The organism is Ramlibacter sp. G4-7 (genome assembly GCF_057784995.1).
In genome coordinates this window covers 37,926-64,597 of the sequence record NZ_JBYNTT010000004.1, presented here as the reverse complement: position 1 = coordinate 64,597, position 26,672 = coordinate 37,926, and the positions used below count along the sequence as shown (strand labels likewise).

Genomic DNA, 26,672 nt, shown 5'->3' with positions numbered 1-26,672 from the left:
ACTGGCAGCCCCTTGCAGGACACCCGCGCATCACCATGAAGCTCCTGGACTCCATCGTCACCGAAGCCGCGTCCATCGTCGCCGTTCGACGCGACATCCACGCCCATCCCGAACTATGTTTCGAGGAGGTGCGCACCGCCGACCTGGTCGCGGCCAAGCTCACCGAATGGGGCATCCCCGTGCACCGGGGCCTGGGCGGCACCGGCGTGGTCGGCATCGTCAAGAACGGCACCTCGACCCGGGCGATCGGCCTGCGCGCGGACATGGACGCCCTGCCCATGCAGGAATTCAACACCTTCGCGCACGCGAGCAAGCACGCCGGCAAGATGCACGCCTGCGGCCACGACGGCCACGTCGCCATGCTGCTCGCCGCGGCGAAACATTTCGCGAAGAACCGCCACTTCGACGGCACCGTCTACCTGATCTTCCAGCCCGCCGAGGAAGGCGGCGGCGGCGCCCGCGAGATGATCAAGGACGGCCTCTTCGAGAAGTTCCCGATGGAAGCGGTCTTCGGCATGCACAACTGGCCGGGTGGCCAGGTTGGCCGCTTTGCCGTGGGCCCCGGCCCGGTGATGGCGTCCACCGCCGAATTCAAGGTCACGATCCGTGGCAAGGGAGGCCACGGCGCCATGCCGCACCTGGGCATCGACCCGGTGCCGGTGGCCTGCCAGATCGTCCAGGCCTTCCAGACCATCGTCAGCCGCAACATCAAGCCGATCGACGCTGGTGTCGTCTCGGTCACCATGATCCACGCGGGTGAAGCCACCAACGTGATCCCGGACAGCTGCGAGCTGCAGGGCACGGTGCGCGCCTTCCGCGACGAGGTGCAGGACCTGATCGAGAAACGCATGCGCCAGATCGCCGAGAACCTGTGCGTGGCGCACGACGCGCGCTGCGAGTTCGAGTTCCACCGCAACTACCCGCCGACAGTCAACTCGGCCCCCGAAGCGGAGTTCGCCCGCAAGGTGATGGCCAGCATCGTCGGCGAGGACAACGTGCTGCCGCAGGAGCCCACCATGGGCGCCGAGGACTTCGCCTTCATGCTGCAGGCCAAGCCGGGCGCCTACTGCTTCATCGCCAACGGCGACGGCTCCCACCGGGAGTTCGGTCACGGCGCCGGTCCCTGCATGCTGCACAACCCGAGCTACGACTTCAACGACGACCTGATCCCGCTGGGCGCCACGTACTGGGTGCGTCTGGCCGAGGAGTGGCTGGCCAAGGGCCGGGCGTGACGGGCGCGAGCCCGTTCTCGCGCAGCTACGCCGAGGCACGGCAGAAATTCCTCCAGGCGGCCGCCGACGCCGGCCTGCAGGTCGAAGCCAAGCCGCACCCCCTGCCCGGCATCGCCAGCGAGCCGCTGGCCATGGACGTGGCGCGCGAGGGGCATCCCAGTGCGGCCCGGCTGCTCGTCCTAAGCAGCGCCTGCCACGGCGTGGAAGGTTACTGCGGCAGCGGCGTGCAGGTCTCGGCACTGCGCGATGCCGGCTTCCGCCAGCGCGCGGCGGAGCGCGGCGTGGCGGTGCTCTACGTCCACGCCCTCAATCCCTACGGCTTCTCGCACATCCGCCGCACGACGCACGAAAACGTCGACCTGAACCGCAACTTCCACGACTTCTCGGCGCCGCTGCCGCAGAACACGGCCTTCCGCGAGCTGCACCCGCTGCTGGTCCCGCCAGAGTGGCCGCCCACGCCGGAGAACGAAAGGGAGATCGGGCGCTACGTGGCGCGCCACGGGGAAAAGGGCTTCCAGGCAGTGGTCTCCGGCGGCCAGTACGAATTCCCGGATGGCCTTTACTTCGGCGGCCGCGCACCCACGTGGAGCAACCTGGCGCTGCGCGAGGTGCTGCGCACGCATGGCCGGCGCGCCGGGCGCATCGCCTGGATCGACATCCACACCGGCCTTGGCCCCAGCGGGGTCGGGGAGCGCATCTACGCCGGCGAAGACGACCCGGTGGCCATCGCCCGCGCCCGGCAGTGGTGGGCAGGCGAGGGCCGCACGCCTGTCGTGTCCTTCTACGACGGCTCGTCTTCCTCGTCACGGCTGACCGGCCTGATGTTCCGGGCCGTCCAGGACGAGTGCCCGCAGGCGGAGTACACGGGGATGGCGATGGAGTACGGCACGCTGCCCGTGATGGACGTGTTCCACGCCCTGCGCGGCGAGCAGTGGCTCACGAACCATCCCGACGCGCCACCGCAGCTCGCGGCGGCGATCCGGAAGCGGATGCTGCAAGCGTTCTATACAGACACCGATGCGTGGCGCGCTCGGATCCTGGCGCAGGCGCGCGAGGCGCTGTTGCAGGCGGTAAAAGGACTGACACACTCGACAGCCACGACCTGACCGAGGCCTAGAATCCGTCTTCCCCTGCAAGGAGCCGGTTTGGGGTCTGTTCGCCTGCTGCTCGCCATCGCCGTCGTCATCGCGCATTCCGCGCCGCTGCTCGGCCTGACGTTCACCGGCGGGATGGTCTCCGTCCAGGCCTTCTACGTCATCTCCGGCTTCTACATCTCGCTGATCCTCAACGAGAAGTACCAGAGCGGAACGGCCGGCACGAAGCTGTTCTACTCGAACCGCTTCCTGCGCATCTACCCGATCTATTGGTTGATCCTCGCGATCGCCTGCCTGCTCTCGCTGCTGGAAGGGGACGTACCCGAGATCCATACGCTGGGGGTCCTCGCGAATTTTTCCGGTCAGTCCGACAAGCTCGGGCTCGATGCAAAGCTTTATCTGGCCGTCACGAACCTCTCCCTGTTCGGCATGGATTGGGCCCAGTTCCTGCGCTTCGACGGCGCGCACGTGCGGCCGGCACTCGACGCCCTCGCCCACCGGCCGCGCGCGTCCGACTTCGCCTTCGTGCCCCAGGCCTGGACTCTGGGGGTGGAGCTCACCGTGTACCTGATCGCGCCTTTCGTATTCCGGCGCAGCTGGCTCGTGCTCCTGGCCATCGTCCTCGCGAGCACGGCGGCGCGGGCTTTCGCGTACCGGCACGGCCTGGACAACGACCCGTGGACCTACCGCTTCTTCCCCTTCGAGCTCGCGCTGTTCGTCCTGGGCGGGCTGGCCTACCGCGCCTACAGGTCGGTGGGATTTCTCGCGAACCGCTACATCGGCTGGGCCTGTCTCGCGATCGTCTGGGGCTTGGCCATCGGCTATCGCGGGCTGCCGACCGCGCCCTCGATCGTTCCCGGCTTTGCGTCGGGGCAGCTGGCCTTCCTGCTGGCCGTCGCGATGTCCCTCCCCGCCATGTTCCACCTGTCAAGGTCCAGCCGGGTCGACCGCTGGGCCGGCGAACTGTCCTATCCCGTGTACCTGGTTCACCTGATCGTCATCCCGATGTGCAACGGGTCTTTCGGCCCCGGGAACATCTACCCGGTACTCGGCTCGCTCGTGCTGTCCACGCTGATCGTCTTGCTGGTGGGCACGCCCCTCGACCGCTACCGGCAGTCCCGGGTGGACAAATCCGCCGCGCGAGCAGGGCCGCGCCTGGACACTGCTGCCCGCGGCGATCCGCTCGCCGCCAAGGCCTGAGCGAACGCGTCAGCCCGCGGCCCGCGACTCGGCGATCACCAGGAGGCCGTCGAAGATCAGGCTTTCCACCAGCTCGAAACGCTCCAGCATGTGCGGCGCCATCTTCCATCCGGCGCCGCCCGTCATGTAGCAGGCCGGCTCGCTGCCGCAGCGCTCGCGCACGTGCTGCACCATGCGCTCGATCGCGCCGGCGATGGCGAAGGTGCCGCCGCTGGTGAGCGCGTCGCTGGTGTTGGTCGGGAACTCGCACACTTCGCCGGTCGGCACGTGCAGTCCCGCGGTGCCGCTTTCCAGGGCCCGCAACATGATGCCGTGGCCGGGCAGGATGAAGCCGCCGAGGAAGTGGCCCTCGGCGTCCACCGCCTCCACCGTCACGGCAGTGCCCACCATCACCACCACCATCGGCCGCACGGGACCGGCCGCGAGCATGCGCTGGCGCGCGCCGATGATGGCGACCCAGCGGTCCGCACCCAGGCGCGTCGGATGGTCGTAGCCGTTGCTGATCCCCGCTTCGGCCGCACTGGGCACGACCCAGTGCGACTGCACGACCCACAGCTCCTCCATCTGCTCCTCGACGCGGCGCTTGACCGCGTCGCCGGCCACGCAGCATCCCAGCATGCGCTGGGGCACGGCGAGCTCTGCCCATTCGCCGTCGGCGAGCTTGTCGATGTTCTCCAGGAACTCCGCCCCGCTGGCGACCGGCTGCGCGCCGACCACCGCCTGCGGGTACACGGCCCATTTCAGGCGCGTGTTCCCGATGTCGACGGCGAGGAAGCTCATGCGGCCGGTGCGGATCAGGCCGCGGCTTGCAGCGGCACCTGCAGGGCGGCGACTTCGTCGGCGGCCGCCTGCTCCATCGCCTGCACGTTGGTGCAATCCTGCTCGGCCTGCCGGAGGCCGAACTTGAGCGTCTCGCGGGCGCGCTCGGCGCGTTCCACGACGTCGACGGCGGCGCCCCCTCCCTCGGCTCCGCCGGCCACGGCCGCGAGCTTTTGCTGCGCCGACTTCCAGTCCTCGTCCAGCACCTGCTGCAAGGAGGCCAGTACGCTGGTGCGCCGGGCGCCGGCCGCCTTGCACCGTTCGACGGCCTGCTGGGTGGCGGAGACGACGGTGCGCAGCACCTTCAGGCGGGCCACCAGCACCTGGCAACGCGCCTCGTCCGGGTCGTCGGCGGGCGCCTGCCGCGCCTTGAGCTGGTTGCGCATGTCCTGCAGCCAGCGCGCGCCCTGGTCCATGATCTTCTCGAGCGCGCGGACCTCGGCGTCGATCTCCAGCGCCAGCTTGTCCAGCGCGGTCGCCTGCGCCGAGAGCTGCTTCTGCAGCCCGCGCACCTCGTCGCCCAGGTCCTCGGCGCCGTGGGTGACCTTGCCGTGCTGCATCGAGAAGCCGGCCGCCGCCTCCTTGCCCTTGCCGGTGGCGCGCGCCAGCCAGCCGCGCGGCTGCACCAGGGACAGGTCCAGCTGCTCCAGCGCGCCATGCAACGATGCGCAGGTCGCCGCGACCGGACGGAAGTCGCCTTCGCGCGCGCGAACCTCCGCTTCGAGCTGCTGGCGCAGCTCCATCAGGCGGCGCACGTGGCCGCTTCCGGCATCCGAGGCCATCTGGTCCAGCCAGGCGCCCGGCGAGGCCGCCGTCGCAGGCCGGTCCTTCAGCTGCGCCAGCCTGGCGGGCGTCATGAGGGACGCGGTGCGGTCATCGTCGGGTTGGCTCATGGGCGGCAATGGTAAACCGCGCGCGCGCCGCGGCCCAGCCCTAGATGGCGCCGAGCCAGCACGCGCGCTGGATCGCGGCCATCTTGTTGTCCACCTTCAGCTTGTTCATCGCGTTGGCCAGGTGGTAGTTGACGGTGCGCTCGGTGCATTGCAGCTGCTGCGCGGTCTCGCGTGCGGTCTTGCCCTGGAAGGCCAGCTCCAGGCATTCGCGCTCGCGCGGGCTCAGGCGCGAGCGGGCGGTGGCGATCGAGCGCTTGACCAGCGGCCAGATGTTCAGGGCGGACCAGGCGAGCAGGGCGGCGTCGGCGCGGTCGGTCAGCTCGCGCGGGCTGAACATGAAGCATTCGAAGGCGCGGCCGGCCGGCAGCGAGAACTCCACCCGCACGACGGTCTGGTAACCGTGCGCCATCCACAGCAGGCGCCAGCGGCTGGTGTGCAGCGGATCGGACTTGGCGATGGTCTGCCAGGCCACGAGCGGCGCGTCGGAGTCGCGCCAGCGGGCGCCGAAGTCGCGGCTTTCGGCCAACGCTGCCGCAGCCTCGGCGACCAGGGGTGGATGGGCCGCGACCACCTGTCGGTCGTCGGAGCCGCCGAACGGGTCCGGACCCAGCACCACCACGGCTTCGACCGAGAACTCGCGCAACGCGGCCACCCAGTCGCTGAGGATCCCGTCCAGGCTGACACTGTCAAAGTTAACAGGGATCCCCATGCCCATTCGTTCGTACGGCTGCCGGGCTGTGACAATATCACCTTCAGGCCACCAATCATGAGCGAGGAATTGCACCGGGTCCCCTATTCGACGCCGCCCCGCGCAATGCTCGGGTCGATGTCGCATCGGCTGCGTTTCTGGACGTCCAAGGAGGTGATCCAGCCGCTCATGGAGCCGGTGCTGCATCCCTCGCCCTGGCGCATCCGGGCCATCGGCGTGTCCATGCTCCTGGGCCACCCGGTCTTCTACCTGATCTGGGCCCACCTGCTGCCGCAGCCCTTCGAAAGCCTGGTGCTGCGCGTGCTGGTGGCACTGGGAGGGCTGGCGCTGCTGGTCATCCCCAGCCTGGGCACCACGCCGCCGAGCCGGTCCGCGGCGATGATTTCGTTCGCGATCTTCTGGCTCACCCTGCCCTGGTTCTTCTTCTGGATGTATTTCTGCAACGGTGGCAACCCGGTCTGGCTGGCCAGCACGGGCGCCATGCTCCTGATCTACTACCACCTGACGGACTGGCGCCTGGCCACCCTGGGCGCGGCCACCGGCATGGTGGTGGCCTGGCTCGCCTTCCAGGCCTTCGGGCCCCAGACCCCGCCCATGAGCGACGAACTCGCGCTAACGAACTCCGTGGTGCTGGCCTTCTGCTGGTACACCGGCGTCGTCCTCGGCCTGTCGTCGTCGAACCTGCGCCGGGAGCAGCTCAATTACACCCTGGGCACCATGGGCATCATGGCGCACGAACTGCGCACGCCGCTCGCCACCATGCAGCTGATCGCCGAAGCCGTGCGCAACGACGCGCCCCAGCATGCCGGCGAAAGCGGTGAACGCCTGATGCAGCTGGGAACGCGACTGAACACGCTGGTGCGCAACATGAACCACCAGATCGACATGCAGATCACCAACGCGCGCCTGATGCGGCCGATCGGGAATCCCGAACGCCTGTCGGCCGCCGACCTGGTGCGCAAGGCGATCGACGCCTACCCTTATCGCAGCACGCGCGAGCGCCAGGCGATCGTGCTGCGGGTCTACAGCGATTTCCAGTTCTTCGGCTCGCGCGACATGTTCACCCAGGTCATCGACAACCTGACCAAGAACGCGCTGCGCTCGCTCGCGGCCGCGTCGTCCTCGCCCCAGCCCGGCGACCTCCTGGTGGAGATCGGCGCCCAGGGCCAGCGCGGGCGCATCGTCTTCACCGACAACGGGGTCGGGATGGACGCAGACCTGCGCAAGCGCATCTTCCAGCCCTTTTTCTCCACCGACCGCGGTACCGGCCACGGCCTCGGCCTGGCGTTCTGCCAGCGGGTCGTGCAGGGCGCCCACGGCACCATCCGCGCGAAGAGCGCGCCCCACCAGGGCGCGGTCTTCACGATCGAGCTGCCCGTCGCCTAGACCATGCCGGATCGCCCGCCCCCCATGACGTTTCCCCTGTTCCACCGTCCGGGGACGGTCGTCTTCCTGGACGACGACCCGGACTACCTCGAGATGCTGGCGCTGGTGCTCCCGCGCAGCTGGCACCTCAAGCTGTTCCTGCGGCCCACCGACGCGATCGCCCACCTGATGCAGGAGCCGCCGTTCTGGGAGGCCGACGCGTGGAACCAGCAGCAGCTGATCAGCCTCTGGCGCGAAGGCAAGCCGCTGATCCCGCAGATCCTGGCGTACTGGTCGCGGTACACGGAGCGCTACGCGCTCTCGCGCGTGTGCGTGGTGGACTTCTCCATGCCGGGCATGGACGGCCTGCAGGTGCTCTCTGAGCTCGGCGACTGGCCGGGCGCGCGCGTGCTCCTCACGGGGCAGGCCGATGAACAGGTGGCCGTGCGCGCGTTCAACCGCGGACTCATCGACCAGTTCATCCCGAAACAGACCCAGGACATCTCGCGGCGCCTGCGCGAGGCCGTCGAGCACCTGCTCTTCACCTCCCATGCGCGGCATGCGCAGACCTGGCGCTCCACGCTGACGCAGGAGCAGAACGCCCTGCTGCGGTCCCCCGGCGTCGACGCCTGGCTGGGCGCGTTCACGCAGAAGCACTGGGTGGAGCACGTGGTGATCGGGGCGCCTTTCGGCGTGCTGGGCATGGACGCCAACGGCAAGGTCGCCTGGCTGCAGCTGGAGACGCGCCAGGGCCTGCACGCGCTCGCCGAGGTGGCCGAGGTCGCCGGCGTCGCCCCCGCGGACGTGGAGGAGATCCGTGCCGGCACCAAGCTGGCCGACATCGAACTGCGCCAGGCGCTGTCGTCGACGCAGCCGATCTCGCTGGTCAATGCCTTCGCCGTCGGCGACCCGGGCAGCGTGCTGGGCGCCGTGTTCCCGGTCGACACGCCCAACGGTCCCGACCCGGACAACAGCTACAACCGCTGGTTGTCCCGGCAGCCGAAGCGCTACGTGCAGGACTGAGGCGCGCCCGGGTTGGCGACCGCCTGGTCCGTCCGCCGCGCGCGTGCCCGCCGGGCGATGGGCCACTCCCAGGGTTTCACCAGCGGCGCCACCTCGCGCAGCACGTGCTCCACGTGCTCCATCTCCGCGTCCGTGAGGCCGGCACTGAGCGTCAGGCGCACCATCGCGCGGTTGCGGCTGGTCGCCGGCGCGCAGAACACGGCGCCGAACACGCCGCGCGCTTCCAGCGCATCGCGCAGCGCCAGCATGTCCACTTCCGTGCCCGCCTCCAGCGCGATGATCTGCTCGCTGCCCTGGTGGATCGGATATCCCGCCTCGGCGATCGCCGCGCGCAGGCGCCGGGTGTTGGCGTGCAGCCGCGCACGGGCGACGTCGCTGTGGTCGCGGATCACCTCCAGCGTGGCGGCGAGGCCGGCGATGTCGTGCGGCAGCAGGCAGGAGCTGAAGATGCCGGGGAAGCTGTGCGCCACCATGAAAGGGCGCAGCACCTCCGGCACCGTGAACACGCCGGCACGGCCGGCGAAGGCCTTGGCCAGGCTGGCGGTGATGAAGTGCACCCTGTGGGTGAGGCCCAGCTCCGCGCACAGTCCCCTGCCCTGCGGGCCATGCGTGCCGAGCGAGTGGGACTCGTCCACCAGTAGCATGCAACCCTGCTGCTCGGTCACCTCCACGATGCGCGCCAGCGGGCACACCGCACCCGTGGTGCTGTACACGGAGTCGACGACCACCAGCCCGGGCCCGTGCCGCTGCGCGAGCCGCGCCAGGTGTTCGGGATCGTTGTGGCGGAAGGCGTGGGCCGTGGCGCCGGCCGCGCGCACGCCTTCCCACAGGGACATGTGGGCCAGGCTGTCCAGGTACACCGGCGTCTCGGGGTCGGCGATCACCTGGATCAGGCCCACGTTGGCCGCGTAGCCGGACTGGGCCAGCATCGCGCGCTCCTTGCCCAGGTACTGCGCCAGCGCGGCCTCCAGCCGCGAGCTGGGGCTTCCGTCCTGCTGGAACACCACCGACTGCACCACGAACTCGCGGTTGTGGCGCAGTGCATCGACCTGCGCCTGCGCGATGTCGGGGTGGCCCGTCACCGCGAGGTAGTCGTTGCCGTCCAGGCGCACGGCGTCCGCAGCGGGATTGCGCCCCTGCGTGGGCAGACGGGAGCCCCACTCGTTTTCCCAGCGTTGGCGGAAGGTGGCGGCCATGCGCTCCTTCAATCGCGGGAACAGGGCAGGTTCGACGGCCGCAACCGGCGGCTGGGCGGCTCCCCGCGTGATTTTTTTCTCGGTGACTTCCATGCACAACTCCTCGTTTCCGGAGTTGACCATTGAAGACAAGTTCAAGCCCATGCGTAAGCGCACCCCTGTCAGCTTTGACAGGGGGCCTTACTGCTTGTTACTTCGGCGCGACGCCCTCTAGGGCGGCGGCTTAATCCGGTGGTTTAAGTCAGCTGCCCGTGGCAGTGCTTGAACTTCTTGCCGCTGCCGCAGGGGCAGGGGTCGTTGCGCCCCACGCGCATGCCGGCCGCGGCCGCCGCGGAGGCGACCGCGACGGCGGGGCGCTGCGCGACGGCCGTGGCCGTGTCGGTGGTGCTCTCCACCTCGCCGGTCTCGGTGGGCGCCGTGTAGGTGACGTTGGCGATGCGCTCGGCGCGGTCCTCCAGGTCCTCGGCGGCCTGCTCCACCTGCTCGGGCGACTGCAGGCGCACCGTCATCAGCACCCGGGTGACCTCGTTCTTCACCGCGTCGAGCATCTGGCCGAACAGCTCGAAGGCCTCGCGCTTGTATTCCTGCTTGGGCTGCTTCTGGGCGTAGCCGCGCAGGTGGATGCCCTGGCGCAGGTAGTCCAGCGCGGCGAGGTGCTCGCGCCAGTGCGAGTCGATGCTCTGCAGCAGCACCATGCGCTCGAAGTGGGTGAAGTTCTCCTCGCCGATCTGCTGCACCTTGGCCTCGAAGGCCTGGCCGGAAGCGACGACGACCTTCTCAACGACGTCCTCGTCGGTGATGGCCTCGGCGGACTCGACCTGCTGCTTGATCGGCAGCACGATGCCCCACTCCTCGGCCAGCGCTTTCTCCAGGCCGGCCAGGTCCCACTGCTCCTCGACCGACTCCGGCGGCACGAACTGGTGCACCAGGTCGGTGAAGCAGCCTTCGCGCAGCGACGCGATCTGGGCGCCGAGGTTGCCGGCGTCCAGGATGTCGTTGCGCTGCTGGTAGATCACCTTGCGCTGGTCGTTGGCGACGTCGTCGTATTCGAGCAGCTGCTTGCGCACGTCGAAGTTGCGGCCTTCGACCTTGCGCTGCGCGCTCTCGATGGAGCGGGTGACGATGCCGGCCTCGATGGCCTCGCCATCGGGCATCTTCAGGCGGTCCATGATGGCGCGCACGCGGTCGCCCGCGAAGATGCGCATCAGCGGATCGTCCAGGCTCAGGTAGAAGCGCGAGGAGCCGGGGTCGCCCTGGCGGCCGGAGCGGCCGCGCAGCTGGTTGTCGATGCGCCGGCTCTCGTGCCGCTCGGTGGCGATGATCCGCAGGCCGCCCAGGCCCACCACCATCTCGTGGTCCTTCTGCCACTGCGCCCGCAGTTCGGCGATGCGCGCCTGCTTGCTCGCCGGATCGATGGTGTCGTCGGCCTCCAGGGCCTCGACCGCCTTCTCCACGTTGCCGCCCAGCACGATGTCGGTGCCGCGGCCCGCCATGTTGGTGGCGATCGTGATCATCTTCGGCCGGCCGGCCTGCGCCACGATGTCCGCCTCGCGCGCGTGCTGCTTGGCATTGAGCACCTGGTGCGGCAGCCCTGCCTTCTGCAGCAGGTTGGAGATGATCTCGGAGTTCTCGATCGAGGTGGTGCCCACCAGCACCGGCTGGCCGCGCTCGTAGCACTCGCGGATGTCCTGGATCGCCGCCTCGTACTTCTCGCGCGTGGTCTTGTAGACGCGATCGAGCTGGTCGTCGCGGCTGCTCGGCTTGTTCGGCGGGATCACCACCGTCTCCAGGCCGTAGATCTCCTGGAACTCGTAGGCCTCGGTATCGGCCGTGCCGGTCATGCCGGCGAGCTTGCCGTACAGGCGGAAGTAGTTCTGGAAGGTGATGGAGGCCAGCGTCTGGTTTTCCGGCTGGATCTGCACGCCTTCCTTGGCTTCCACGGCCTGGTGCAGGCCGTCGCTCCAGCGCCGGCCCGACATCAGGCGGCCGGTGAACTCGTCGACGATGACGACCTCGCCCTCCTGCACCACGTAGTGCTGGTCGCGGTGGAACAGGTGCTGGGCGCGCAGCCCCGCGTTCAGGTGGTGCATCAGCGAGATGTTCGCCGGGTCGTACAGCGTCGCGCCCTCGGGGATCAGCCCGATGTTGGCGAGGATGCGCTCGGCGTTCTCGTGGCCCTGCTCGGTGAGGAAGACCTGGTGCGTCTTCTCGTCCACGGTGAAGTCGCCCGGCTTGGTCACCCCTTCGCCAGTGCGCGGGTCCGCTTCGCCTTCCTGCTTGGTCAGCAGCGGCACGACGGACTTCATGGCCATGTAGAGGTCCGTGTGGTCCTCGGCCTGGCCGCTGATGATCAGCGGCGTGCGCGCCTCGTCGATCAGGATCGAGTCCACCTCGTCGACGATGGCGTAGTTCAGGCCCCGCTGCACACGGTCGGCCGTCTCGTACACCATGTTGTCGCGCAGGTAGTCGAAGCCGTACTCGTTGTTGGTGCCGTAGGTGATGTCGGACCGGTACGCCGCCTGCTTTTCGTCCTTGGGCATGTGCGGCAGGTTCACGCCCACCGACAGGCCCAGGAAGTTGTACAGCTTGCCCATCCACTGCGCGTCGCGGTTGGCCAGGTAGTCGTTGACGGTCACCACGTGCACGCCCTTGCCCGAGAGCGCGTTCAGGTACACCGGAAGCGTGGCCGTGAGCGTCTTGCCTTCGCCCGTGCGCATCTCGGCGATTTTGCCCTGGTGCAGCGCGATGCCGCCCATCAGCTGCACATCGAAGTGGCGCATGCGCATGGTGCGCTTGGAGGCCTCGCGCACCACGGCGAACGCTTCCGGCAGCAGCGCGTCGAGCTCCTCGCCCTGGGCGACCCGGCCGCGGAACTCCTCGGTCTTGGCACGCAGCTGCTCATCGGACAGCTTTTCGAGGCCGGGCTCGAGCGCGTTGATCTGCTCCACGGTCCGCCGATACTGCTTGAGCAGGCGGTCGTTGCGGGAGCCGAAGATTTTGGTCAGGAAGGTGGTGGCCATGGGCGCGAGGTCGTCACGGGCCTGCGGGCGGCGGGCCGGACAGCGCAGTCCTTTAGTTGTTCAGCAGATCAGTTGACGCCGCCACGCACGTTTCCAAGACCCGGGCGGGGCGGCCAAAGCAGGGCATTTTAACTGTGCAGCGTTGTAGGCGCGGTTCGCTGGAACGGGCGTGAAAAAGCCCCGCATCGCGGGGCTGTTCGGGGGACCCGCGAAGGGCTCAGTGCGGGCGGTGGTCCGGGCCGCCGACGGCGAGCTGCGCCAGGGTGTCGGCCGGGGCAGGCGAGCCCGGCCGGTGGCCGTTGCCCGCCAGGAACTTGCCCGGGTCCTGGTGCACCCCTTGCACCAGCACCTCGAAGTGCAGGTGCGGGCCGGTGGAGCGGCCGGTGGTCCCCACCAGCGCGATCTTCTGGCCGCGCTTGACCAGGTCGCCCTTCCTGGCGATGAGGCGCGAAGCGTGGGCATAACGCGAGACCAGGCCATTGCCGTGGTCGATTTCGACCATGTTGCCGTACTCGGGGTGCGCCTCCGAGGTCACCACCACGCCGCCCGCGGCCGCCACGATCGGCATGCCGACGGTGGCCTGGAAGTCCAGGCCGGTATGCAGGGCCTGGCGGCCGTTGAAGGGGTCGATGCGCCAGCCGAAACGCGAGCCCACGGGGCCGCTCACCGGATTCTGGGTGGGCACCATCATCTTCTTCAGGCGCTGGTCGATCAGGCGCGACTCCATCACCGTGAGCAGGTCCGTGCGCTCGCCGGTCAGCTGCTCCAGGTCGTTCAACGTCGCCTGCACTTCCTCCAGCGACAGGGGACGGCCTTGCACCAGGGCGCCGCCGCGGCCGGTGGCCGCCTTGAATTCCTGCGGGTTCACGCCGGCCAGGCCGCCGACGCGCTCGCCCAGCGCTTCCATCTGCAGCATGCGGGCCTGCATTTCGCCGAGCCGGCGCGCCATCGCGTCGAGGTTCTCGCGCATGAAGCGATCGCGCTGCTCGAATTCGTCCTGCACCACGAAGCGCACCACCGAGCCGATCACGGGCCAGCGCTCACGCGCGCCCTTCAGAAGCACCCAGTGGTAGAGGCCGGCCGCCATGAGCACCAGCACCAGCGACAGCGCCAGCACTGCCAGCACCAGCTTGGTCCCGCTCAGGTGGACGGCGCGGCTCTTGGCAAGCCAGGCATCCGTGATAATGAAATGCATCTTCTTCTCCTCCTCATGTCCTCGTCCCCGACCACCCGCCGACATCACCCGGTGACCCTGCAACAGGCCGCCGAGGAGGCGCCGACGCTCGCACGGCTGTCGCAGCTCGCGCGCGACTCCGGCGACAGGCTCAGGGCAATCGAGGCCTTGATCCCTGCTCCCTTGCGTGCCTCCATCCGGCCCGGTCCCATCGAGGGGACCACCTGGTGCCTGCTGGTGGACGGCAACGCGGCGGCTGCGAAGCTGCGGCAGTTGTTGCCTGTCCTGCAGCAGAAGCTCAGCCGTCTTGGGTGGGAGGTTAGCCTCATCCGCCTGAAGGTGGGAAGCCACCAGAAGTAAGCGGCCGGCCCGCTCGTCCCGGTGGTTGACACCGGCCGTCGCGGCAGCTCCGCTCGTCACGAAGCGGCCGCCGGCCGTCCATGAGGACGCATCAAGCGAAGCCGCGGAGGGACCGGTGCGCCCCGCGGCAAGCAGACACGCGAGCGGCCCCAGGCGCGGGCCGGATTCGTACTAACCCTGACGAAAAAGGACTTTGGGCCTTGACGCAGGTCAAATATACTTAGTCCTCGAAGCATTTGACCGCTTCCGCACGGCTCCGCGCGTGCGGCCCGCTAGAGCTATCCATTCCCAAGGACGACACCTCCATGCGCCTCGATCGCCGCACATTCGCCTCCGCAGCCCTTGCCGCCGCCGGACTGGCCACCCTTCCGGCTGCGCTAGCCGAAGGTTATCCATCGCAACCCGTGCGGCTGGTCGTGCCCTACGCTCCCGGCGGCCTGCCCGACACCGTTGCCCGCATCGTGGGCCAGCGGCTGACGGAAACGCTGGGCCAGGCCTTCGTGGTGGACAACAAGGCGGGCGCGGGTGGCGCGGTCGCCGCGAACACCCTGGCGAACGCACCGGCTGACGGCTACACGTTCATCGTGACGGATGGACCGATGCTTGCCATTCCCCCGTTCGTGACCGCCAAGCCTGCATTCAACGCGCAGAAGGACTTCGTTCCGGTGTCCCTGATCGGGGTCGCCCCGCTGTACCTGGCGGTCAATGCGAACGTCAAGGCCAACACGCTGGACGAGCTGGTTGCACTCGCCAAGAGCAAGCCGGGAGCGCTGACCTACGGCTCGGCAGGCCTGGGCAGCATCCACCATCTGACGGCCGAAGCGATGCAGCAGGGCCTGGGCATCAAGCTCACGCACGTTCCCTTCAAGGGCAGCGGCCAGTCGGTGCCCGCCATGATCGGCGGCCAGGTGGACATGATCCTGGGATCGCCCCCGGCGCTGATGGGATTCGTCAAGAACGGCAAGGCCAAGCTCATCGCGATCAATTCCGTGAAGCGATCGCCGCAAACCCCCGACGTGCCCGCCCTCGCCGAAAAGATCCCTGGCTTCGACTTCGCCTTCAACGTGGTCGTGCTTGCCAGGCCGGGCACGCCGGCGGACGCCATCAACAAGATCAACGCCGCGATTGCCAAGGTGGTGAAGATGCCCGAGGCGGTCGAGCAACTTGCCAAGGCTGGCGTGGAACCCGTCGGGGCTTCCGTGCAGCAGACATCCACCGCCCTGAACACCGAGATGCAGCGCATCGCCGGAGCCGCGCAGCACGCCGGCCTGAAGCCGGAATAGTTTCCGGAAGGCGGAAGCGGGGCATGGACGCCCCGCTTCCTGCCGACCTCCTTGGCCGCCTGAGCTGATTCCGACACCATGCCTATCCTCCCCGAGACCCCCAAGGCCGCGAGCTGGGACGACGACTTGCGGCTCGGCTTCGCGCCGATGGACGCGACGCACGAAGAGTTCCTGACGCTCGTGGCCGCGTTGCTCGCCGCACCGGACGACGCCGTGCCGGATGCCCTGCTCGCCGTGCACGCGCACTCGCGCGAGCACTTCGCCGCCGAGGAACGCTGGATGGAAGAAAGCGCATTTCCGGCGGCCGGATGCCATCGCGACGAGCATGCGGCCGTGCTGGCCAGCATGGAAGGCGTCGGACGGAAGGTCGCCGCCGGCGACGTGGAAGCGGCACGCCGGCTCGCCCGGGCGCTGGTGGACTGGTTCCCCGGCCATGCGGACTACCTCGACTCCGCGCTGGCGCACTGGATGTGCAAGAGGACCCTGGGCGGCACGCCCGTGGTCTTGCGCCGCAGGAAGGTCGAACCCACGACCGCCGCGACAGCCTGACTGATTTCCTGGAGAGAAGACCATGTTGACCCGCGAAGAGAACGAACTGCTGTGCCGTGTCGAGGGCGATTCCCCGATGGGCCAACTGATGCGCCGCCACTGGACGCCCGTGTGCCTCATCGAGGAAGTGGGCGAGCCCGACGGCGCCCCGGTCAAGGCCCGGGTCTACGGCGAGGACCTCGTCGTGTTTCGCGACAGCGACGGGCGCGTCGGCGTGCTGGACGAGTCGTGCCCGCACCGTGGCGTGTCGCTGGTCTACGGCCGCAACGAGGAAGGCGGGCTGCGCTGCCTGTACCACGGCTGGAAGATGGACGTCGACGGCAACGTGCTGGAGATGGTCTCCGAACCGATGTCCAGCGGACTGGCCGAAAAGACCAGGCACAAGGCCTACCCGGTCAAGGAGTGGGGTGGCATGGTATGGGCCTGGTTCGGCGCGGCCGACGCCGTGCCCGAGTTCACGCCGCCGGCCTGGGCCCCGACGGCCAACGTGCGCGTGAGCATCGCCAAGGCCGTCCTTCCCTGCAACTGGGCCCAGGTGCTGGAAGGCGCCATCGACTCGGCCCACAGTTCCAGCCTGCACTCCTCCGACATGGTGCCCGCGCGCGTCGACAGCGCCGCCGCGACGGACAAGCTGTGGCTGCGTCCTTCCACCGACAAGGCGCCGCGGCTGCAGGTCCAGCAGGGCGGCTACGGCTTCCGCTACGCCGCCCTGCGCCGTCCCATCAAGGACGCGGCCACCAAGGACTACGTGCGCTCCACCGTGTTCGTGGCGCCCTACTCCGTCCTGATCCCGCCCAACAACCTGTACAACGTGGCGAACGTGAACGTGCCGATGGACGACACCAACACCGCGTTCTATTTCATCGCGTGGGGCGACCCGGCCCAGACGCCCGAGACGGAAACCTGGCGCAAGTTCCTGGGCCAGAGCGTCGGGGTCGACCTCGACGCGTACTACCGGCCCCTGCGCAATCACGACAATCGCTTCTGGCAGGACCGCCAGGCCATGAAGGCCGGCAACTTCACCGGGATCACCGGCTTCCCGAACCAGGACATCGCCATGTGGGTGACGATGGGCGCCATCGCCGATCGCACGCACGAGCGCCTGGGCGCCAGCGACCTGGCCATCGTGGAATTCCGCAAGCAGATGATCGCGGCCGTCAGGACCTTTGCGCAAGGCGGGCCGGCGATCGGCACCGGCGAGCTCGCGATCCCGCGCGCGGTCTGCGCGTTCCAGGCCATCGTGCCGAAGACGACCGACTGGCGCGAGTTCGCGGTCAGGCCCGTGCTCGCCGGCGGCGCCGAGAACGCCGAAGAAATGGAACCTTCCTATTCCGTGCAGCAGGCCTGAGGAAGCACTTCGATGTCCAAGCTCCAGCTTTCCGTCGCCATGGGCGACTACGACCGCACGCGGGCGCTCTTCGACGGCCGCGTGCAGATCGACGGCGTGGATCCCGTCTACATGCTGCTCAACCCGGAGGAAATGTTCTTCCGCTCCATGCGCAGCCGCGACTTCGACATCACCGAGCTGTCCTTCTCCAGCTACCTGGTGAAGCATTCGCGCGGCGAGTGCCCTTACATCGCCGTTCCGGTGTTCCTTTCGCGGGCGTTCCGTCACACATCCCTGTACGCGCGCCGGGACCGCATCGCCCGCCCCGAGGACCTCAAGGGCAAGCGCATCGGCCTGCCCGAGTACCAGCTCACCGCCAACGTCTGGGCGCGCGCCATCCTGGCCGATGACCACGGCATCCGCCCCGAGGACGTGACGTGGGTGCGCGGCGGCATCGACACGCCGGGCCGCCCCGAGAAGATCAAGCTGGAATTGCCGCCCGGCGTCAAGGTGGAGGCCGCACCCGAAGGCAGCACGATCTCCGAATTGCTGGATCGCGGGGAGATCGACGCCTTCATGGGTCCGCGCCCGCCCAGCCGCCACATCCTGCAGAAGAACCCGAACATCCGGTGGCTCTTCGACGACCCGACGGCCGCGGCCAAGGACTACTACAAGCGCACGGGCGTGTTCCCCATCATGCACATCGTCGCCATCCGCAAGGAGTTGGCGGCCCAGCATCCCTGGCTGCCGAACGCGGTGCTCAAGGCCTTCACCCAGTCCAAGGCCGCGGCACTGGAGCTGCTGTCCGACACCTCGGCGACCAAGGTCACCCTGCCCTTCGTCGAGGAGCAGCTCAAGGCGGCGCGCGACACCCTGGGGGAAGACTTCTGGTCCTACGGCGTCGCCCCGGCACGCCGCACGCTCGAGGCCTTCGTGCGTCACCACCACGCCCAGGGACTGTCGCCGCGGCAGGTCGCCGTGGAAGAACTGTTCCACCCCTCCACGTACGAGAGCTACAGCATCTGACCGCAAGGTCGCCCGCCGGGGCGACCTTGCCGGAGGCCCCGCCATGATCCCCCAGACCCATGCCGACACGCAGATGCCGCTGCGCGTGGCCACCATCACCGACGTCGCCGAAGGCATCCGCAGCTTCGAGCTGGTGCAACCGGACGGATCGGAGCTGCCGCCTTTCACGCCGGGTTCGCACGTGAAGGTGCAGACGCCGAATGGCCTCCTGCGCAAGTACTCCCTCTGCAACGATGCAGCGGAACGCCACCGGTACGTGATCGCCGTCAAGCGCGACGACGGCGGCCAGGGCGGCTCGCTCAGCATGCACACCGAGGTGCAGGTCGGGCAGACACTGCCCACGTCCGTGCCGGACAATGCCTTCCCGCTGGTGGAAAACGCGCGTTCGTACGTGTTCATCGCCGGCGGCATCGGCATCACGCCGATCCTGTCCATGATCCGCTCCTTCGGCGAGCTGCCGCCGGCGCCGTGGAAGCTTTACTACTTGACCCGCTATCCGGAAAGCACGGCGTTCCTGCAGGAGCTCAAGGACCCGGCACTGAAGCGCAACGTGGTGATCCACCATTCGCTGGGCGATCCCGAGCGCGCCTTCGATCTCTGGCCCGCGCTGGAGAAGCCGAACATGGGGCACGTCTACTGCTGCGGCCCCAAGGGGCTCATGGAGTCGGTGCGGGACATGACCGGCCACTGGTCGCGCAGCAACATCCATTTCGAGAGCTTCAACGAGGGCGGCGGCGTCCAGGCCGACGACAAGCCTTTCCAGGTGAAGCTGGCCAGGTCCGGGCGCGAATTCGAAGTTCCGGTCGGCAAGTCCATCCTGTCGGTAGTGCGCGAGCACGGTTGCAATGCGGCGTCCTCCTGCGAGAGCGGCACCTGCGGCACCTGCCGCACCGGGCTGCTCGAAGGCGAAGCCGACCACCGCGACATGGTCCTGTACCCCGAAGAGATGGAAAGCCAGATCATGATCTGCGTGTCGCGCGCCAAGGGCGAGCGCCTGGTGATCGACCTGTGAACACCGCTCCCATTCGCCTGGGTGTCGTCGGCCTCGGGCGGGCCTTCACGCTCATGCTCCCGACCTTCCTGGGCGACCGGCGCGTGCAGCTCGCGGGGGCCTGCGACCCGCGCGCCGCGGCGCGTGAGCAGTTCCAGCGCGACTTCGCGGTACCGGCTCACGCGACGCTCGAGGAGCTCGCGCGCGATCCCGCGGTCGAGACCCTGTACATCGCCAGCCCGCACCAGTTCCACGCGGAGCACACGCGCATCGCCGCGGCGCACGGCAAGCACATGCTGCTGGAAAAGCCGATGGCGCTCAGCCTCGACGAGTGCGACGCCATGATCCGGCAATGCCGCGAAGCGAACGTGCGGCTGATCGTGGGCCACTGCCACAGCTTCGACGCGCCGTACCTGCGCGCGCGCGCCATCGTGGACGGCGGCTCGCTGGGCCGCGTGCGGATGATCCACGCCCTCAACTACACCGACTTCCTGTACCGGCCGCGCCGGCCCGAGGAGTTGCGGACTTCCGACGGTGGCGGCGTGGTCTTCAGCCAGGCGGCGCACCAGGTGGACGTGGTGCGCCTGCTGGCTGGCAGCGAAGTGGTGCGCGTGCGGGCGGTGACGGGTGCCTGGGACGTCGAACGCAACACCGAAGGTGCCTATTCGGTGCTCCTGTGGTTCGCCAACGGGGCGTTCGCATCGCTCACCTACAGCGGCTATGGCCATTTCGACTCGGACGAATGGTGCGGCTGGACCGGTGAGATGGGCCATGCGAAGAACCCGTCGGAGCACGGCGGCGCGCGCCGGCGCCTGCGGGAGATCGGCAACCCCGAGGAAGAGGCCCGGCTGAAGAACGAGAGCACGTACGGCGGGCCCTCGTACAAGCCACCAGCCCCGGCGTCGGCGGCCTGGTACCAGCACTTCGGGCCCATGGTGGTGTCGTGCGAGCACGGAGATGTGCGGCCCGTGCCCGATGGGGTGTGGATCTACGGCGATGAGAGCAAGCGGCACGAGCCCTTGCCCCAGCCGCCGGTGCCGCGCACCGAGGTGATCGACGAGCTCGTCGCGGCCTTGCGCGATGGCGTTGCGCCGCTGCATGACGGCGAGTGGGCCCGCGCCACGCTGCAGGTGTGCCTGGCCATCCTGGAATCCGCGCGCGACGACCGTGACATCCGCTTGAATGCATGAACTTCGAACAGGACGAACCCCTGGAGCTCGCGCGCGCCCGCAACGTGCGCGATGCGCTCGCGCAAGAGCGCGCGCTCGATCCCTCGATGCGCGTCACGGGCTGGCCGGGGTTCACTCCTCCGCCTGCAGCTGAGGGCCGAGCGCCTCGTCGCGTGCGAGGTTGTCCAGCATCACGAGCAGGCAGCGCCGCGCCATTTCGATCTCGCCTTCCTTCAGGCCGCGCAGGGCGACGGCGTTGACCTCTTCGGCCAGCGGCACCAGCTTGCGCTTGAGCGCCTTGCCTTTCGCGGTGAGGAAAACGTAGATGTTCTTCCGGTTCTCCGGAAGCCGCTCCCGCGTGACGTAGCCGAGTTCCTCCATCGCGCGCAGCGCGACGACCGTGGTGGGCTCCATCACCCCGGCCTCCTGGCTCAGTTCCCTCTGCGTGAGTCCATCCTGCTCCCAGAGAATGCGCAGGAAGGTCCAGTGCCCCAGGGAGACGCCCTTGCCGGCCAGGCGCGCCTGCAGCGAACGAAGGAAGCTGCGCGAAGCGTCCTTCACGAGGTGCGCCATGCGGTCGTTCGGCACCGCGTGGTGCCAATGCTTCAGGATGCGTTGGGAGAGTTCGGCTTCGCGGTCCGATGCTGAACGAGCCATGGTCCGATTCTGCACCATGGCATCGCGCATCTGCCGCTCACCGCCGCGCGCCAGCCCGTCATGCGGGAGAGCATCACAACCGGGCCACCGCGAGAGTCACCAGGTGGGTCCTGCCCTGGAAGCGCCGCCGAAGGCGCTATTTGGCCCAGGCAGCCGGCGTCTCATTGCCCTCACGATAAGCGCTCGCCCGTTCCGGCTCGATCGGCCGGATCTCGAAGGCCAGGCCGCAGGCGAGGCAGGGATTGTCCGCGGCGATGCGCGCGGCCTCGTCCAGGCTGTCGGCCAGGACGAACCAGTAGCCGCCGATCAATTCCTTGGCTTCGGTGAATGGCCCGTCCGTGATGCCGGAGCGTGTCACGAGCTTCGCTCCTTTGGCCAGGCGCTGGCCGGACTTGAACCGGCCTTCCTCGACCAGCCGGGCATGCCAGGCGTAGAACGCGTCGATGGCCGCCTGGATTTCCTCGGGCGACTTGCCCGCGTCCCATTGGCCGCGCGACAGCAGCAGGTATTCGTTGGTGGAAGAAGTCGTCGACATCCGGATAGGTTCTCCTGTGAGCAGCTTACGCGCACTCGCGTTCGCGCAGCGCTCACGGGCGCATGCGCGCTCCTGCTACGCCCCATGGAGCGGCCGGTGGTGCTCAGCCCCTGCGGGCGGCCTCGATCCTGGCGATGTCGATCTTCCCCATTTCCATCATGGCGTTGAACGCCCGCTTCGCCGCCGCCCGGTCCGGGTCGGCGATGGCCATCGTGAGCGCCCGGGGGGTGATCTGCCACGACAGGCCCCACTTGTCCTTGCACCAACCGCAGGCGCTTTCCTGCCCGCCGTTGCCGACGATCGCGTTCCAGAGGCGATCGGTTTCGGCCTGGTCCTCGGTCGCCACCTGGAACGAGAACGCTTCGTTGTGCTGGAACGCCGGCCCGCCGTTCAGCCCGAGACAGGGAATGCCCATCACGGTGAATTCCACGGTCAGGACGTCGCCTTCCTTGCCCGAGGGAAAGTCGCCGGGGGCGCGATACACGGCGCCGACGGAACTTCCCGGGAAGGTCCTGGCGTAGAACTGCGCAGCTTCCAGCGCGTCGCGGTTGTACCAGAGGCAGATCGTGTTCTTGCTGGCCATTTGCATCTTCTCCAAAGGGTCGGGGCCGTCCACGGCCATGCAGCCGCCCGGGTCGGACTGCATGGTTGCGGGCAGTACACCCGCTCCTGGGGACGACGAAGCATCCTCGACGAAATCGACACGGAAGGTTCAGGGTTCTCCCGCGACGCCGCCGCCGATGCTCTACGGGAGGAATGCCGTGGGAGCCAGCGTGGATGCCCGAGGAACTGCTGAGCAGGATATGGCCGCCGTTGGGCAGCGGGCGCGCCGGCACGGCCAGTGAAGAGCGGGCAGCGCAGATGTCGGCCGGGAGATGGTGCCGGTTGTCCGAATCGAACGGACGACCTACCGCTTACAAGGCGGTTGCTCTACCAACTGAGCTAAACCGGCGCGAAGGGGATTCTAGGCCGCGCGATGGGGGCTTACTTGATGCGCTTGAGCGCCGGACGCGGACCGCTGGGCGGCTTGGGCGGCTCGTGCTCGGGCGGCTTGCCGCCTTCTTCCGGGGTCACGAGCTGCACCACCTTGCCCTCTTCCGACGGCGCGGCGGGCACGCTCGAGAGCGGCGAGGGCTTGGAGGGCGTGGCGGCGTCGTCCGCGGCGCCGCCGGACACCGGCACCGGGAAGGCCATGCCCTGCCCGTTCTCGCGCGCGTAGATCGCGATCACCCGGTTGACGGGGACCATGATCTCGCGCGCGCTGCCGGCAAAGCGCGCCTTGAACTCGATGAAGTCGTTCCCGAGCTTGAGCGAGCTGGTGGCGTCGTAACTGATGTTGAGCACGATCTCGCCGTTCTTCACGTACTCGCGCGGCACCTGCACCGATTCGTCGACGAGCACCGCCACGTACGGCGTGAAGCCGTTGTCGGTGCACCATTCGTACAGGGCGCGAATCAGGTACGGGCGGGTCGACGTCGATTCGAGGGCGTTCATGCGGTGAGGAAACTGCTGAACCGCAAGCTTACACGCTTACTTCCGCATGACCTTTTCCGAAGGCGTCAGCGCTTCGATGTAGGCCGGCCGCGAGAAGATGCGCTCGGCGTACTTCAGGAGCGGCGCCGCGTTCTTCGACAGCTCGATGCCGTAGTAGTCCAGGCGCCACAGCAGGGGGGCGATGGCCACGTCCAGCATCGAGAAGTTCTCGCCCAGCATGTACTTGTTCTTCAGGAACACGGGAGCGAGCTGGGTGAGGCGATCGCGGATGTGCGAGCGGGCCTTCTCCAGCGCCTTCTCGTTGCCCTTGGAGGCGCGCGACTCCAGCGTCGACACGTGCACGAACAGCTCCTTCTCGAAGTTGAGCAGGAACAGGCGCACGCGGGCGCGGTCCACCGGGTCGCCGGGCATCAGCTGCGGATGCGGGAAGCGCTCGTCGATGTACTCGTTGATGATGTTCGACTCGTACAGGATCAGGTCGCGCTCGACCAGGATGGGCACCTGGCCGTACGGGTTCATCACGTTGATGTCTTCCGGCTTGTTGTACAGGTCGACGTCACGGATTTCGAAGTCCATGCCCTTCTCGAACAGCACGAAGCGGCAGCGATGGGAGAAGGGGCAGGTGGTTCCCGAGTACAGCACCATCATTTTGAATGTCCTTTAAACCAAAAAGAGTGGGCGCGGCGGCGACCCACTCTGCAACAGGCACGCGGCGCCGCCGTCGGCGCCCGCGTATCCGCTTATTTAACGTCTTTCCAGAACGCCGCGTTGAGGCGCCAGAAAATGACCGTCAGTGCCGCCAGGAAGAGCAGCACCCAGGCGCCGACGCGCACGCGGTGGTTCTGCGCCGGCTCGGCCATCCATTGCAGGTAGCCGACGAGGTCGCCGACGGCCTGGTCGTACTGCAGCGGCGTCAGCGTGCCCGGGCTCACCTGCCGCCAGCCCTTGAAGACCTCGGCCTCGTGGCCGTGCTCTTCCGTCTTCACGAACACCGGCTCGCGGTCGCCCTGCAGTTCCCACAGCACGTGCGGCATGCCGACGTTCGGGAACGCCAGGTTGTTCCAGCCGGTGGGCCGCGACGGGTCGCGGTAGAAGGTGCGCATGTACGTGTACAGGTAGTCCGCGCCGGTGCCGCCGTGGCCCGAGCGCGCGCGCGCGATCAGGGTCAGGTCGGGCGGCACCGCGCCGAACCACTCCTTGGCTTCCTGCGGGTCGATCGGCGACTTCATGGTGTCGCCCACCTTGTTGGTCACGAACAGCAGGTTGTCCTTGATCTGCTGCTCGGTGATGCCGATGTCCTGCAGGCGGTTGTAGCGCATGAAGGCGGCCGAATGGCAGTTCAGGCAGTAGTTGACGAACAGCTTGGCACCGTTCTGCAGCGAGGGCAGGTCGTTGCTGTGGCTGGGCGCCTTGTCCCAATGGATCTCTTCGCCACCGGCCGCTTGCGCGCCGGCCGCGACGCCCAGCGCCAGCAGGAACGTGAGGATCAGTTTTTTCATTCTGTCGGTTCCCGGCTTCAGTGCGCGAAGGTCACGCGCTCGGGCACGGCCTTGAACTCGCCCAGGCGGCTCCACCATGGCATCAGCAGGAAGAAGCCGAAGTAGTAGACGGTGCCGATCTGCGCGATCAGCGTGCCGACAGGGGATGGCGGCTGGATGCCCAGGTAGCCGAGCACCAGGAAGAACACCACGAACACGCCGTAGACCCACTTGTGCCAGCCCGGGCGGTAGCGGATGGAGCGCACGGGGCTCTTGTCCAGCCAGGGCAGGAAGAACAGGATGATCACCGCGCCGCCCATGATGACCACGCCCCAGAACTTCGCGTCCAGGCTCTTGAGCAGCACGATCGCGATCACCGCCACGACGATGGTCGCCACCTTCCCCATGAAGGACAGCCGGCTGCGGAAGAAGGCCCAGCCAGCCGCAAGCGCCACGATGACGCAGAACACGTCGACCATGAAGTCGGTGGTCGCGCGCAGCATCGAGTAGAAGGGCGTGAAGTACCAGACCGGCGCGATGTGCGGCGGGGTCTTCAGCGGGTCGGCCGGGATGAAGTTGTTGTACTCCAGGAAGTAGCCGCCCATTTCAGGCGCGAAGAAGATGATCGCGCTGAACACCATCAGGAACACCGCCACGCCCACCATGTCGTGCACGGAGTAGTAGGGGTGGAAGGGCACCGCGTCCACCGAGTGGCCGTTGGCGTCCTTGGGGTAGTCCTTGCCCTTGATGTCGATGCCGTCCGGGTTGTTGGAGCCGACGTCGTGCAGCGCGAACAGGTGCGCCACCACCAGGCCGATCAGCACCAGCGGGATCGCGATCACGTGGAAGCTGAAGAAGCGGTTCAGGGTCGCGTCGCTCACCACGTAGTCGCCGCGGATCAGCAGGGCGAGGTCGGGGCCGACGAAGGGCACGGCGGAGAACAGGTTCACGATCACCTGCGCGCCCCAGTAGGACATCTGGCCCCAGGGCAGCAGGTAGCCGAAGAAGGCCTCGGCCATCAGCATCAGGAAGATCGTGCAGCCGAAGATCCACACCAGCTCGCGCGGCTTGCGGTAGCTGCCGTAGATCATCGCCTTGAACATGTGCAGGTACACGACGATGAAGAACGCAGACGCACCCGTGGAGTGCATGTAGCGGATCAACCAGCCCCAGGGCACGTCGCGCATGATGTACTCGACGGACGCGAAGGCCGTCGCCGCATCCGGCTTGTAGTGCATCACCAGGAAGATGCCGGTGACGATCTGGATCACCAGCACCAGCAGCGCCAGCGAGCCGAAGAAGTACCAGTAGTTGAAGTTCTTCGGAGCGTAGTACTCCGACATGTGGACCTTGTACGCGTCGTACGCGGTCGGGAACCGGTTGTACAGCCAGTTGTTCAGCTTGGCGCCGGTGCTGGCGTTCGGGGAGATTTCCTTGAATTCGGCCATGTTCCGTTCAGGCTTTCTTGTCTTCGCCGATCAGCAGGCGGGTGTCCGACAGGAAGGCGTAGGGCGGCACTTCGAGGTTGTCCGGCGCGGGCTTGTTCTTGTAGACGCGGCCCGCCAGGTCGAAGGTGGAGCCATGGCAGGGGCACAGGAAGCCACCGTGCCAGTCATCGGGCAGCGAGGGCTGCGGGCCGGGGGCGAGCTTGTCGGTGGGGGAGCATCCGAGGTGCGTGCAGATGCCCACGGCCACGAAGTACTCGGGCTTGAGCGAGCGGTACTCGTTCTGCGCGTATTCGGGCGTGGGGTAGGCCGTGCGCTTGGACTGCGGGTCCGCCACCTCGGAGTCGGTCTTCTTGAGGGAGGCGAGCTGCTCCGGCGTGCGGCGCAGGATCCACACCGGCTTGCCGCGCCATTCGACCGTCATCTTCTGTCCGGGCTGCAGCGCGGAGATGTCGACTTCGACCGGAGCGCCTGCCGCCTTGGCTCTTTCGGAGGGCTGGAAGCTGCTGACGAAGGGCACGGCGACGAAGCCGGCGCCCACCGCACCCGCGCAGCTGGACGCGATCAGCCATGTCCTTTTGCTGGCGTCCACCGTGGAGTTGCTCATGGGGTCCTCGAGGATCTCTCGTTGTT

General features: G+C 68.0%; 26 protein-coding genes and 1 tRNA gene. 12 read left to right on the top strand and 15 right to left on the bottom strand.

Going from position 1 to position 26,672, the window contains the following annotated elements:
* Positions 1–35: 35 nt before the first annotated feature.
* The 3 genes from AC3EGR_RS06960 to AC3EGR_RS06950 are packed head-to-tail and all read left to right on the top strand — an operon-like array spanning position 36 to position 3,526.
* The gene (locus AC3EGR_RS06960; RefSeq protein ID WP_488545728.1) at positions 36–1,232 is read left to right on the top strand and encodes a M20 aminoacylase family protein; all 1,197 of its coding nucleotides are present in this window, start codon (positions 36–38) and stop codon (positions 1,230–1,232) included.
* Entirely contained in the window at positions 1,229–2,338 is a 1,110-nt protein-coding gene (locus tag AC3EGR_RS06955; RefSeq protein WP_488545727.1) for a M14 family metallopeptidase, read from the top strand. Before AC3EGR_RS06960 ends, AC3EGR_RS06955 begins: the two co-directional genes overlap by 4 nt.
* 39 nt (positions 2,339–2,377) lie before the next feature.
* A complete protein-coding gene (locus tag AC3EGR_RS06950; RefSeq protein ID WP_488545726.1) occupies positions 2,378–3,526 on the top strand; it encodes an acyltransferase family protein in 1,149 nt (382 codons plus the stop codon).
* Between the two features lie 9 nt (positions 3,527–3,535).
* Here the strand turns inward: AC3EGR_RS06950 and AC3EGR_RS06945 are convergent, their stop codons facing one another.
* Genes AC3EGR_RS06945 through AC3EGR_RS06935 form a run of 3 tightly spaced genes read right to left on the bottom strand, consistent with a single transcriptional unit; the run spans position 3,536 to position 5,947 of the window.
* The gene (locus AC3EGR_RS06945) at positions 3,536–4,306 is read right to left on the bottom strand and encodes a type III pantothenate kinase (RefSeq protein WP_488545725.1); all 771 of its coding nucleotides are present in this window, start codon (positions 4,304–4,306) and stop codon (positions 3,536–3,538) included.
* 14 nt (positions 4,307–4,320) lie between these two features.
* Positions 4,321–5,238, bottom strand: a complete 918-nt coding sequence (locus AC3EGR_RS06940; RefSeq protein WP_488545724.1) for a hypothetical protein — start codon at positions 5,236–5,238, stop codon at positions 4,321–4,323.
* A 40-nt stretch (positions 5,239–5,278) separates the two neighbouring features.
* Positions 5,279–5,947: a helix-turn-helix transcriptional regulator gene (locus AC3EGR_RS06935; RefSeq protein ID WP_488545723.1), complete on the bottom strand. Its 669-nt coding sequence runs from the start codon at positions 5,945–5,947 to the stop codon at positions 5,279–5,281.
* A gap of 117 nt (positions 5,948–6,064) precedes the next feature.
* Here AC3EGR_RS06935 and AC3EGR_RS06930 point away from each other — a divergent pair, with 117 nt between their 5' ends.
* Both AC3EGR_RS06930 and AC3EGR_RS06925 read left to right on the top strand, forming a co-directional pair.
* Complete coding sequence (locus tag AC3EGR_RS06930) at positions 6,065–7,333, top strand: sensor histidine kinase (protein WP_488545722.1); 1,269 nt, start codon at positions 6,065–6,067, stop codon at positions 7,331–7,333.
* Positions 7,334–7,357: 24 nt separating this feature from the next.
* The gene (locus AC3EGR_RS06925; RefSeq protein ID WP_488545721.1) at positions 7,358–8,335 is read left to right on the top strand and encodes a response regulator; all 978 of its coding nucleotides are present in this window, start codon (positions 7,358–7,360) and stop codon (positions 8,333–8,335) included.
* Here the strand turns inward: AC3EGR_RS06925 and cqsA are convergent.
* From cqsA to AC3EGR_RS06910, 3 genes are all read right to left on the bottom strand, one after another.
* Entirely contained in the window at positions 8,320–9,624 is a 1,305-nt protein-coding gene (cqsA, locus tag AC3EGR_RS06920) for an alpha-hydroxyketone-type quorum-sensing autoinducer synthase (RefSeq protein WP_488545720.1), read from the bottom strand. The two genes, AC3EGR_RS06925 and cqsA, sit on opposite strands and share 16 nt — an antisense overlap.
* 143 nt (positions 9,625–9,767) lie before the next feature.
* Positions 9,768–12,551 (bottom strand): preprotein translocase subunit SecA, encoded by a 2,784-nt coding sequence (gene secA / locus AC3EGR_RS06915; protein ID WP_488545719.1) that lies wholly within the window; start codon positions 12,549–12,551, stop codon positions 9,768–9,770.
* 217 nt (positions 12,552–12,768) lie between these two features.
* Positions 12,769–13,746, bottom strand: a complete 978-nt coding sequence (locus AC3EGR_RS06910; protein ID WP_488545718.1) for a M23 family metallopeptidase — start codon at positions 13,744–13,746, stop codon at positions 12,769–12,771.
* A 15-nt stretch (positions 13,747–13,761) separates the two neighbouring features.
* Here AC3EGR_RS06910 and AC3EGR_RS06905 point away from each other — a divergent pair, with 15 nt between their 5' ends.
* From AC3EGR_RS06905 to AC3EGR_RS06875, 7 genes are all read left to right on the top strand, one after another.
* Positions 13,762–14,085 carry a hypothetical protein gene (locus AC3EGR_RS06905; protein WP_488545717.1) on the top strand — a complete coding sequence of 108 codons (324 nt, stop codon included), beginning with the start codon at positions 13,762–13,764 and terminating at the stop codon, positions 14,083–14,085.
* A 404-nt stretch (positions 14,086–14,489) separates the two neighbouring features.
* A complete protein-coding gene (locus AC3EGR_RS06900) occupies positions 14,490–15,368 on the top strand; it encodes a Bug family tripartite tricarboxylate transporter substrate binding protein (RefSeq protein WP_488545716.1) in 879 nt (292 codons plus the stop codon).
* A gap of 78 nt (positions 15,369–15,446) precedes the next feature.
* Positions 15,447–15,917 (top strand): bacteriohemerythrin, encoded by a 471-nt coding sequence (locus AC3EGR_RS06895; RefSeq protein WP_488545715.1) that lies wholly within the window; start codon positions 15,447–15,449, stop codon positions 15,915–15,917.
* A gap of 22 nt (positions 15,918–15,939) precedes the next feature.
* Positions 15,940–17,265 (top strand): Rieske 2Fe-2S domain-containing protein, encoded by a 1,326-nt coding sequence (locus AC3EGR_RS06890; protein ID WP_488545714.1) that lies wholly within the window; start codon positions 15,940–15,942, stop codon positions 17,263–17,265.
* A 12-nt stretch (positions 17,266–17,277) separates the two neighbouring features.
* Positions 17,278–18,270 (top strand): ABC transporter substrate-binding protein, encoded by a 993-nt coding sequence (locus AC3EGR_RS06885; RefSeq protein WP_488545713.1) that lies wholly within the window; start codon positions 17,278–17,280, stop codon positions 18,268–18,270.
* A gap of 43 nt (positions 18,271–18,313) precedes the next feature.
* The gene (locus AC3EGR_RS06880) at positions 18,314–19,282 is read left to right on the top strand and encodes a PDR/VanB family oxidoreductase (protein ID WP_488545712.1); all 969 of its coding nucleotides are present in this window, start codon (positions 18,314–18,316) and stop codon (positions 19,280–19,282) included.
* A complete protein-coding gene (locus AC3EGR_RS06875) occupies positions 19,279–20,451 on the top strand; it encodes a Gfo/Idh/MocA family protein (RefSeq protein WP_488545711.1) in 1,173 nt (390 codons plus the stop codon). The genes AC3EGR_RS06880 and AC3EGR_RS06875 overlap by 4 nt, the downstream gene beginning before the upstream one ends.
* Positions 20,452–20,562: 111 nt before the next feature.
* Here AC3EGR_RS06875 and AC3EGR_RS06870 read toward each other — a convergent pair whose 3' ends face one another.
* The 9 genes from AC3EGR_RS06870 to petA form a co-directional block, all read right to left on the bottom strand.
* On the bottom strand, positions 20,563–21,087 hold the full coding sequence (locus tag AC3EGR_RS06870; RefSeq protein ID WP_488545710.1) for a MarR family winged helix-turn-helix transcriptional regulator: 525 nt from the start codon (positions 21,085–21,087) through the stop codon (positions 20,563–20,565).
* 136 nt (positions 21,088–21,223) lie between these two features.
* On the bottom strand, positions 21,224–21,622 hold the full coding sequence (locus tag AC3EGR_RS06865) for a YciI family protein (RefSeq protein ID WP_488545709.1): 399 nt from the start codon (positions 21,620–21,622) through the stop codon (positions 21,224–21,226).
* A gap of 103 nt (positions 21,623–21,725) precedes the next feature.
* A complete protein-coding gene (locus AC3EGR_RS06860) occupies positions 21,726–22,205 on the bottom strand; it encodes a VOC family protein (RefSeq protein ID WP_488545708.1) in 480 nt (159 codons plus the stop codon).
* Between the two features lie 293 nt (positions 22,206–22,498).
* Positions 22,499–22,574, bottom strand: a tRNA-Thr gene (locus AC3EGR_RS06855).
* 32 nt (positions 22,575–22,606) lie between these two features.
* The gene (locus tag AC3EGR_RS06850) at positions 22,607–23,116 is read right to left on the bottom strand and encodes a ClpXP protease specificity-enhancing factor (protein WP_488545707.1); all 510 of its coding nucleotides are present in this window, start codon (positions 23,114–23,116) and stop codon (positions 22,607–22,609) included.
* A gap of 36 nt (positions 23,117–23,152) precedes the next feature.
* Complete coding sequence (locus tag AC3EGR_RS06845; RefSeq protein WP_066702169.1) at positions 23,153–23,764, bottom strand: glutathione S-transferase N-terminal domain-containing protein; 612 nt, start codon at positions 23,762–23,764, stop codon at positions 23,153–23,155.
* A gap of 92 nt (positions 23,765–23,856) precedes the next feature.
* Positions 23,857–24,615, bottom strand: a complete 759-nt coding sequence (locus AC3EGR_RS06840; protein ID WP_488545706.1) for a cytochrome c1 — start codon at positions 24,613–24,615, stop codon at positions 23,857–23,859.
* Positions 24,616–24,632: 17 nt separating this feature from the next.
* Entirely contained in the window at positions 24,633–26,042 is a 1,410-nt protein-coding gene (locus tag AC3EGR_RS06835) for a cytochrome b (RefSeq protein WP_488545705.1), read from the bottom strand.
* A gap of 7 nt (positions 26,043–26,049) precedes the next feature.
* Entirely contained in the window at positions 26,050–26,646 is a 597-nt protein-coding gene (gene petA / locus AC3EGR_RS06830) for a ubiquinol-cytochrome c reductase iron-sulfur subunit (protein WP_488545704.1), read from the bottom strand.
* Positions 26,647–26,672 lie beyond the last annotated feature (26 nt).

Excerpts from the sequence above, each read along its gene's own strand:
- AC3EGR_RS06960 (WP_488545728.1), top strand. The coding sequence starts at position 36 with ATGAAGCTCCTGGACTCCATCGTCACCGAAGCCGCGTCCATCGTCGCC.
- AC3EGR_RS06945 (WP_488545725.1), bottom strand. The coding sequence starts at position 4,306 with ATGAGCTTCCTCGCCGTCGACATCGGGAACACGCGCCTGAAATGGGCC.
- AC3EGR_RS06940 (WP_488545724.1), bottom strand. The coding sequence starts at position 5,238 with ATGAGCCAACCCGACGATGACCGCACCGCGTCCCTCATGACGCCCGCC.
- AC3EGR_RS06935 (WP_488545723.1), bottom strand. The coding sequence starts at position 5,947 with ATGGGGATCCCTGTTAACTTTGACAGTGTCAGCCTGGACGGGATCCTC.
- AC3EGR_RS06930 (WP_488545722.1), top strand. The coding sequence starts at position 6,065 with ATGTCGCATCGGCTGCGTTTCTGGACGTCCAAGGAGGTGATCCAGCCG.
- AC3EGR_RS06925 (WP_488545721.1), top strand. The coding sequence starts at position 7,358 with ATGACGTTTCCCCTGTTCCACCGTCCGGGGACGGTCGTCTTCCTGGAC.
- cqsA (WP_488545720.1), bottom strand. The coding sequence starts at position 9,624 with ATGGAAGTCACCGAGAAAAAAATCACGCGGGGAGCCGCCCAGCCGCCG.
- secA (WP_488545719.1), bottom strand. The coding sequence starts at position 12,551 with ATGGCCACCACCTTCCTGACCAAAATCTTCGGCTCCCGCAACGACCGC.
- AC3EGR_RS06910 (WP_488545718.1), bottom strand. The coding sequence starts at position 13,746 with ATGCATTTCATTATCACGGATGCCTGGCTTGCCAAGAGCCGCGCCGTC.
- AC3EGR_RS06905 (WP_488545717.1), top strand. The coding sequence starts at position 13,762 with ATGTCCTCGTCCCCGACCACCCGCCGACATCACCCGGTGACCCTGCAA.
- AC3EGR_RS06895 (WP_488545715.1), top strand. The coding sequence starts at position 15,447 with ATGCCTATCCTCCCCGAGACCCCCAAGGCCGCGAGCTGGGACGACGAC.
- AC3EGR_RS06890 (WP_488545714.1), top strand. The coding sequence starts at position 15,940 with ATGTTGACCCGCGAAGAGAACGAACTGCTGTGCCGTGTCGAGGGCGAT.
- AC3EGR_RS06885 (WP_488545713.1), top strand. The coding sequence starts at position 17,278 with ATGTCCAAGCTCCAGCTTTCCGTCGCCATGGGCGACTACGACCGCACG.
- AC3EGR_RS06880 (WP_488545712.1), top strand. The coding sequence starts at position 18,314 with ATGATCCCCCAGACCCATGCCGACACGCAGATGCCGCTGCGCGTGGCC.
- AC3EGR_RS06870 (WP_488545710.1), bottom strand. The coding sequence starts at position 21,087 with ATGGCTCGTTCAGCATCGGACCGCGAAGCCGAACTCTCCCAACGCATC.
- AC3EGR_RS06865 (WP_488545709.1), bottom strand. The coding sequence starts at position 21,622 with ATGTCGACGACTTCTTCCACCAACGAATACCTGCTGCTGTCGCGCGGC.
- AC3EGR_RS06860 (WP_488545708.1), bottom strand. The coding sequence starts at position 22,205 with ATGGCCAGCAAGAACACGATCTGCCTCTGGTACAACCGCGACGCGCTG.
- AC3EGR_RS06850 (WP_488545707.1), bottom strand. The coding sequence starts at position 23,116 with ATGAACGCCCTCGAATCGACGTCGACCCGCCCGTACCTGATTCGCGCC.
- AC3EGR_RS06845 (WP_066702169.1), bottom strand. The coding sequence starts at position 23,764 with ATGATGGTGCTGTACTCGGGAACCACCTGCCCCTTCTCCCATCGCTGC.
- AC3EGR_RS06840 (WP_488545706.1), bottom strand. The coding sequence starts at position 24,615 with ATGAAAAAACTGATCCTCACGTTCCTGCTGGCGCTGGGCGTCGCGGCC.
- AC3EGR_RS06835 (WP_488545705.1), bottom strand. The coding sequence starts at position 26,042 with ATGGCCGAATTCAAGGAAATCTCCCCGAACGCCAGCACCGGCGCCAAG.
- petA (WP_488545704.1), bottom strand. The coding sequence starts at position 26,646 with ATGAGCAACTCCACGGTGGACGCCAGCAAAAGGACATGGCTGATCGCG.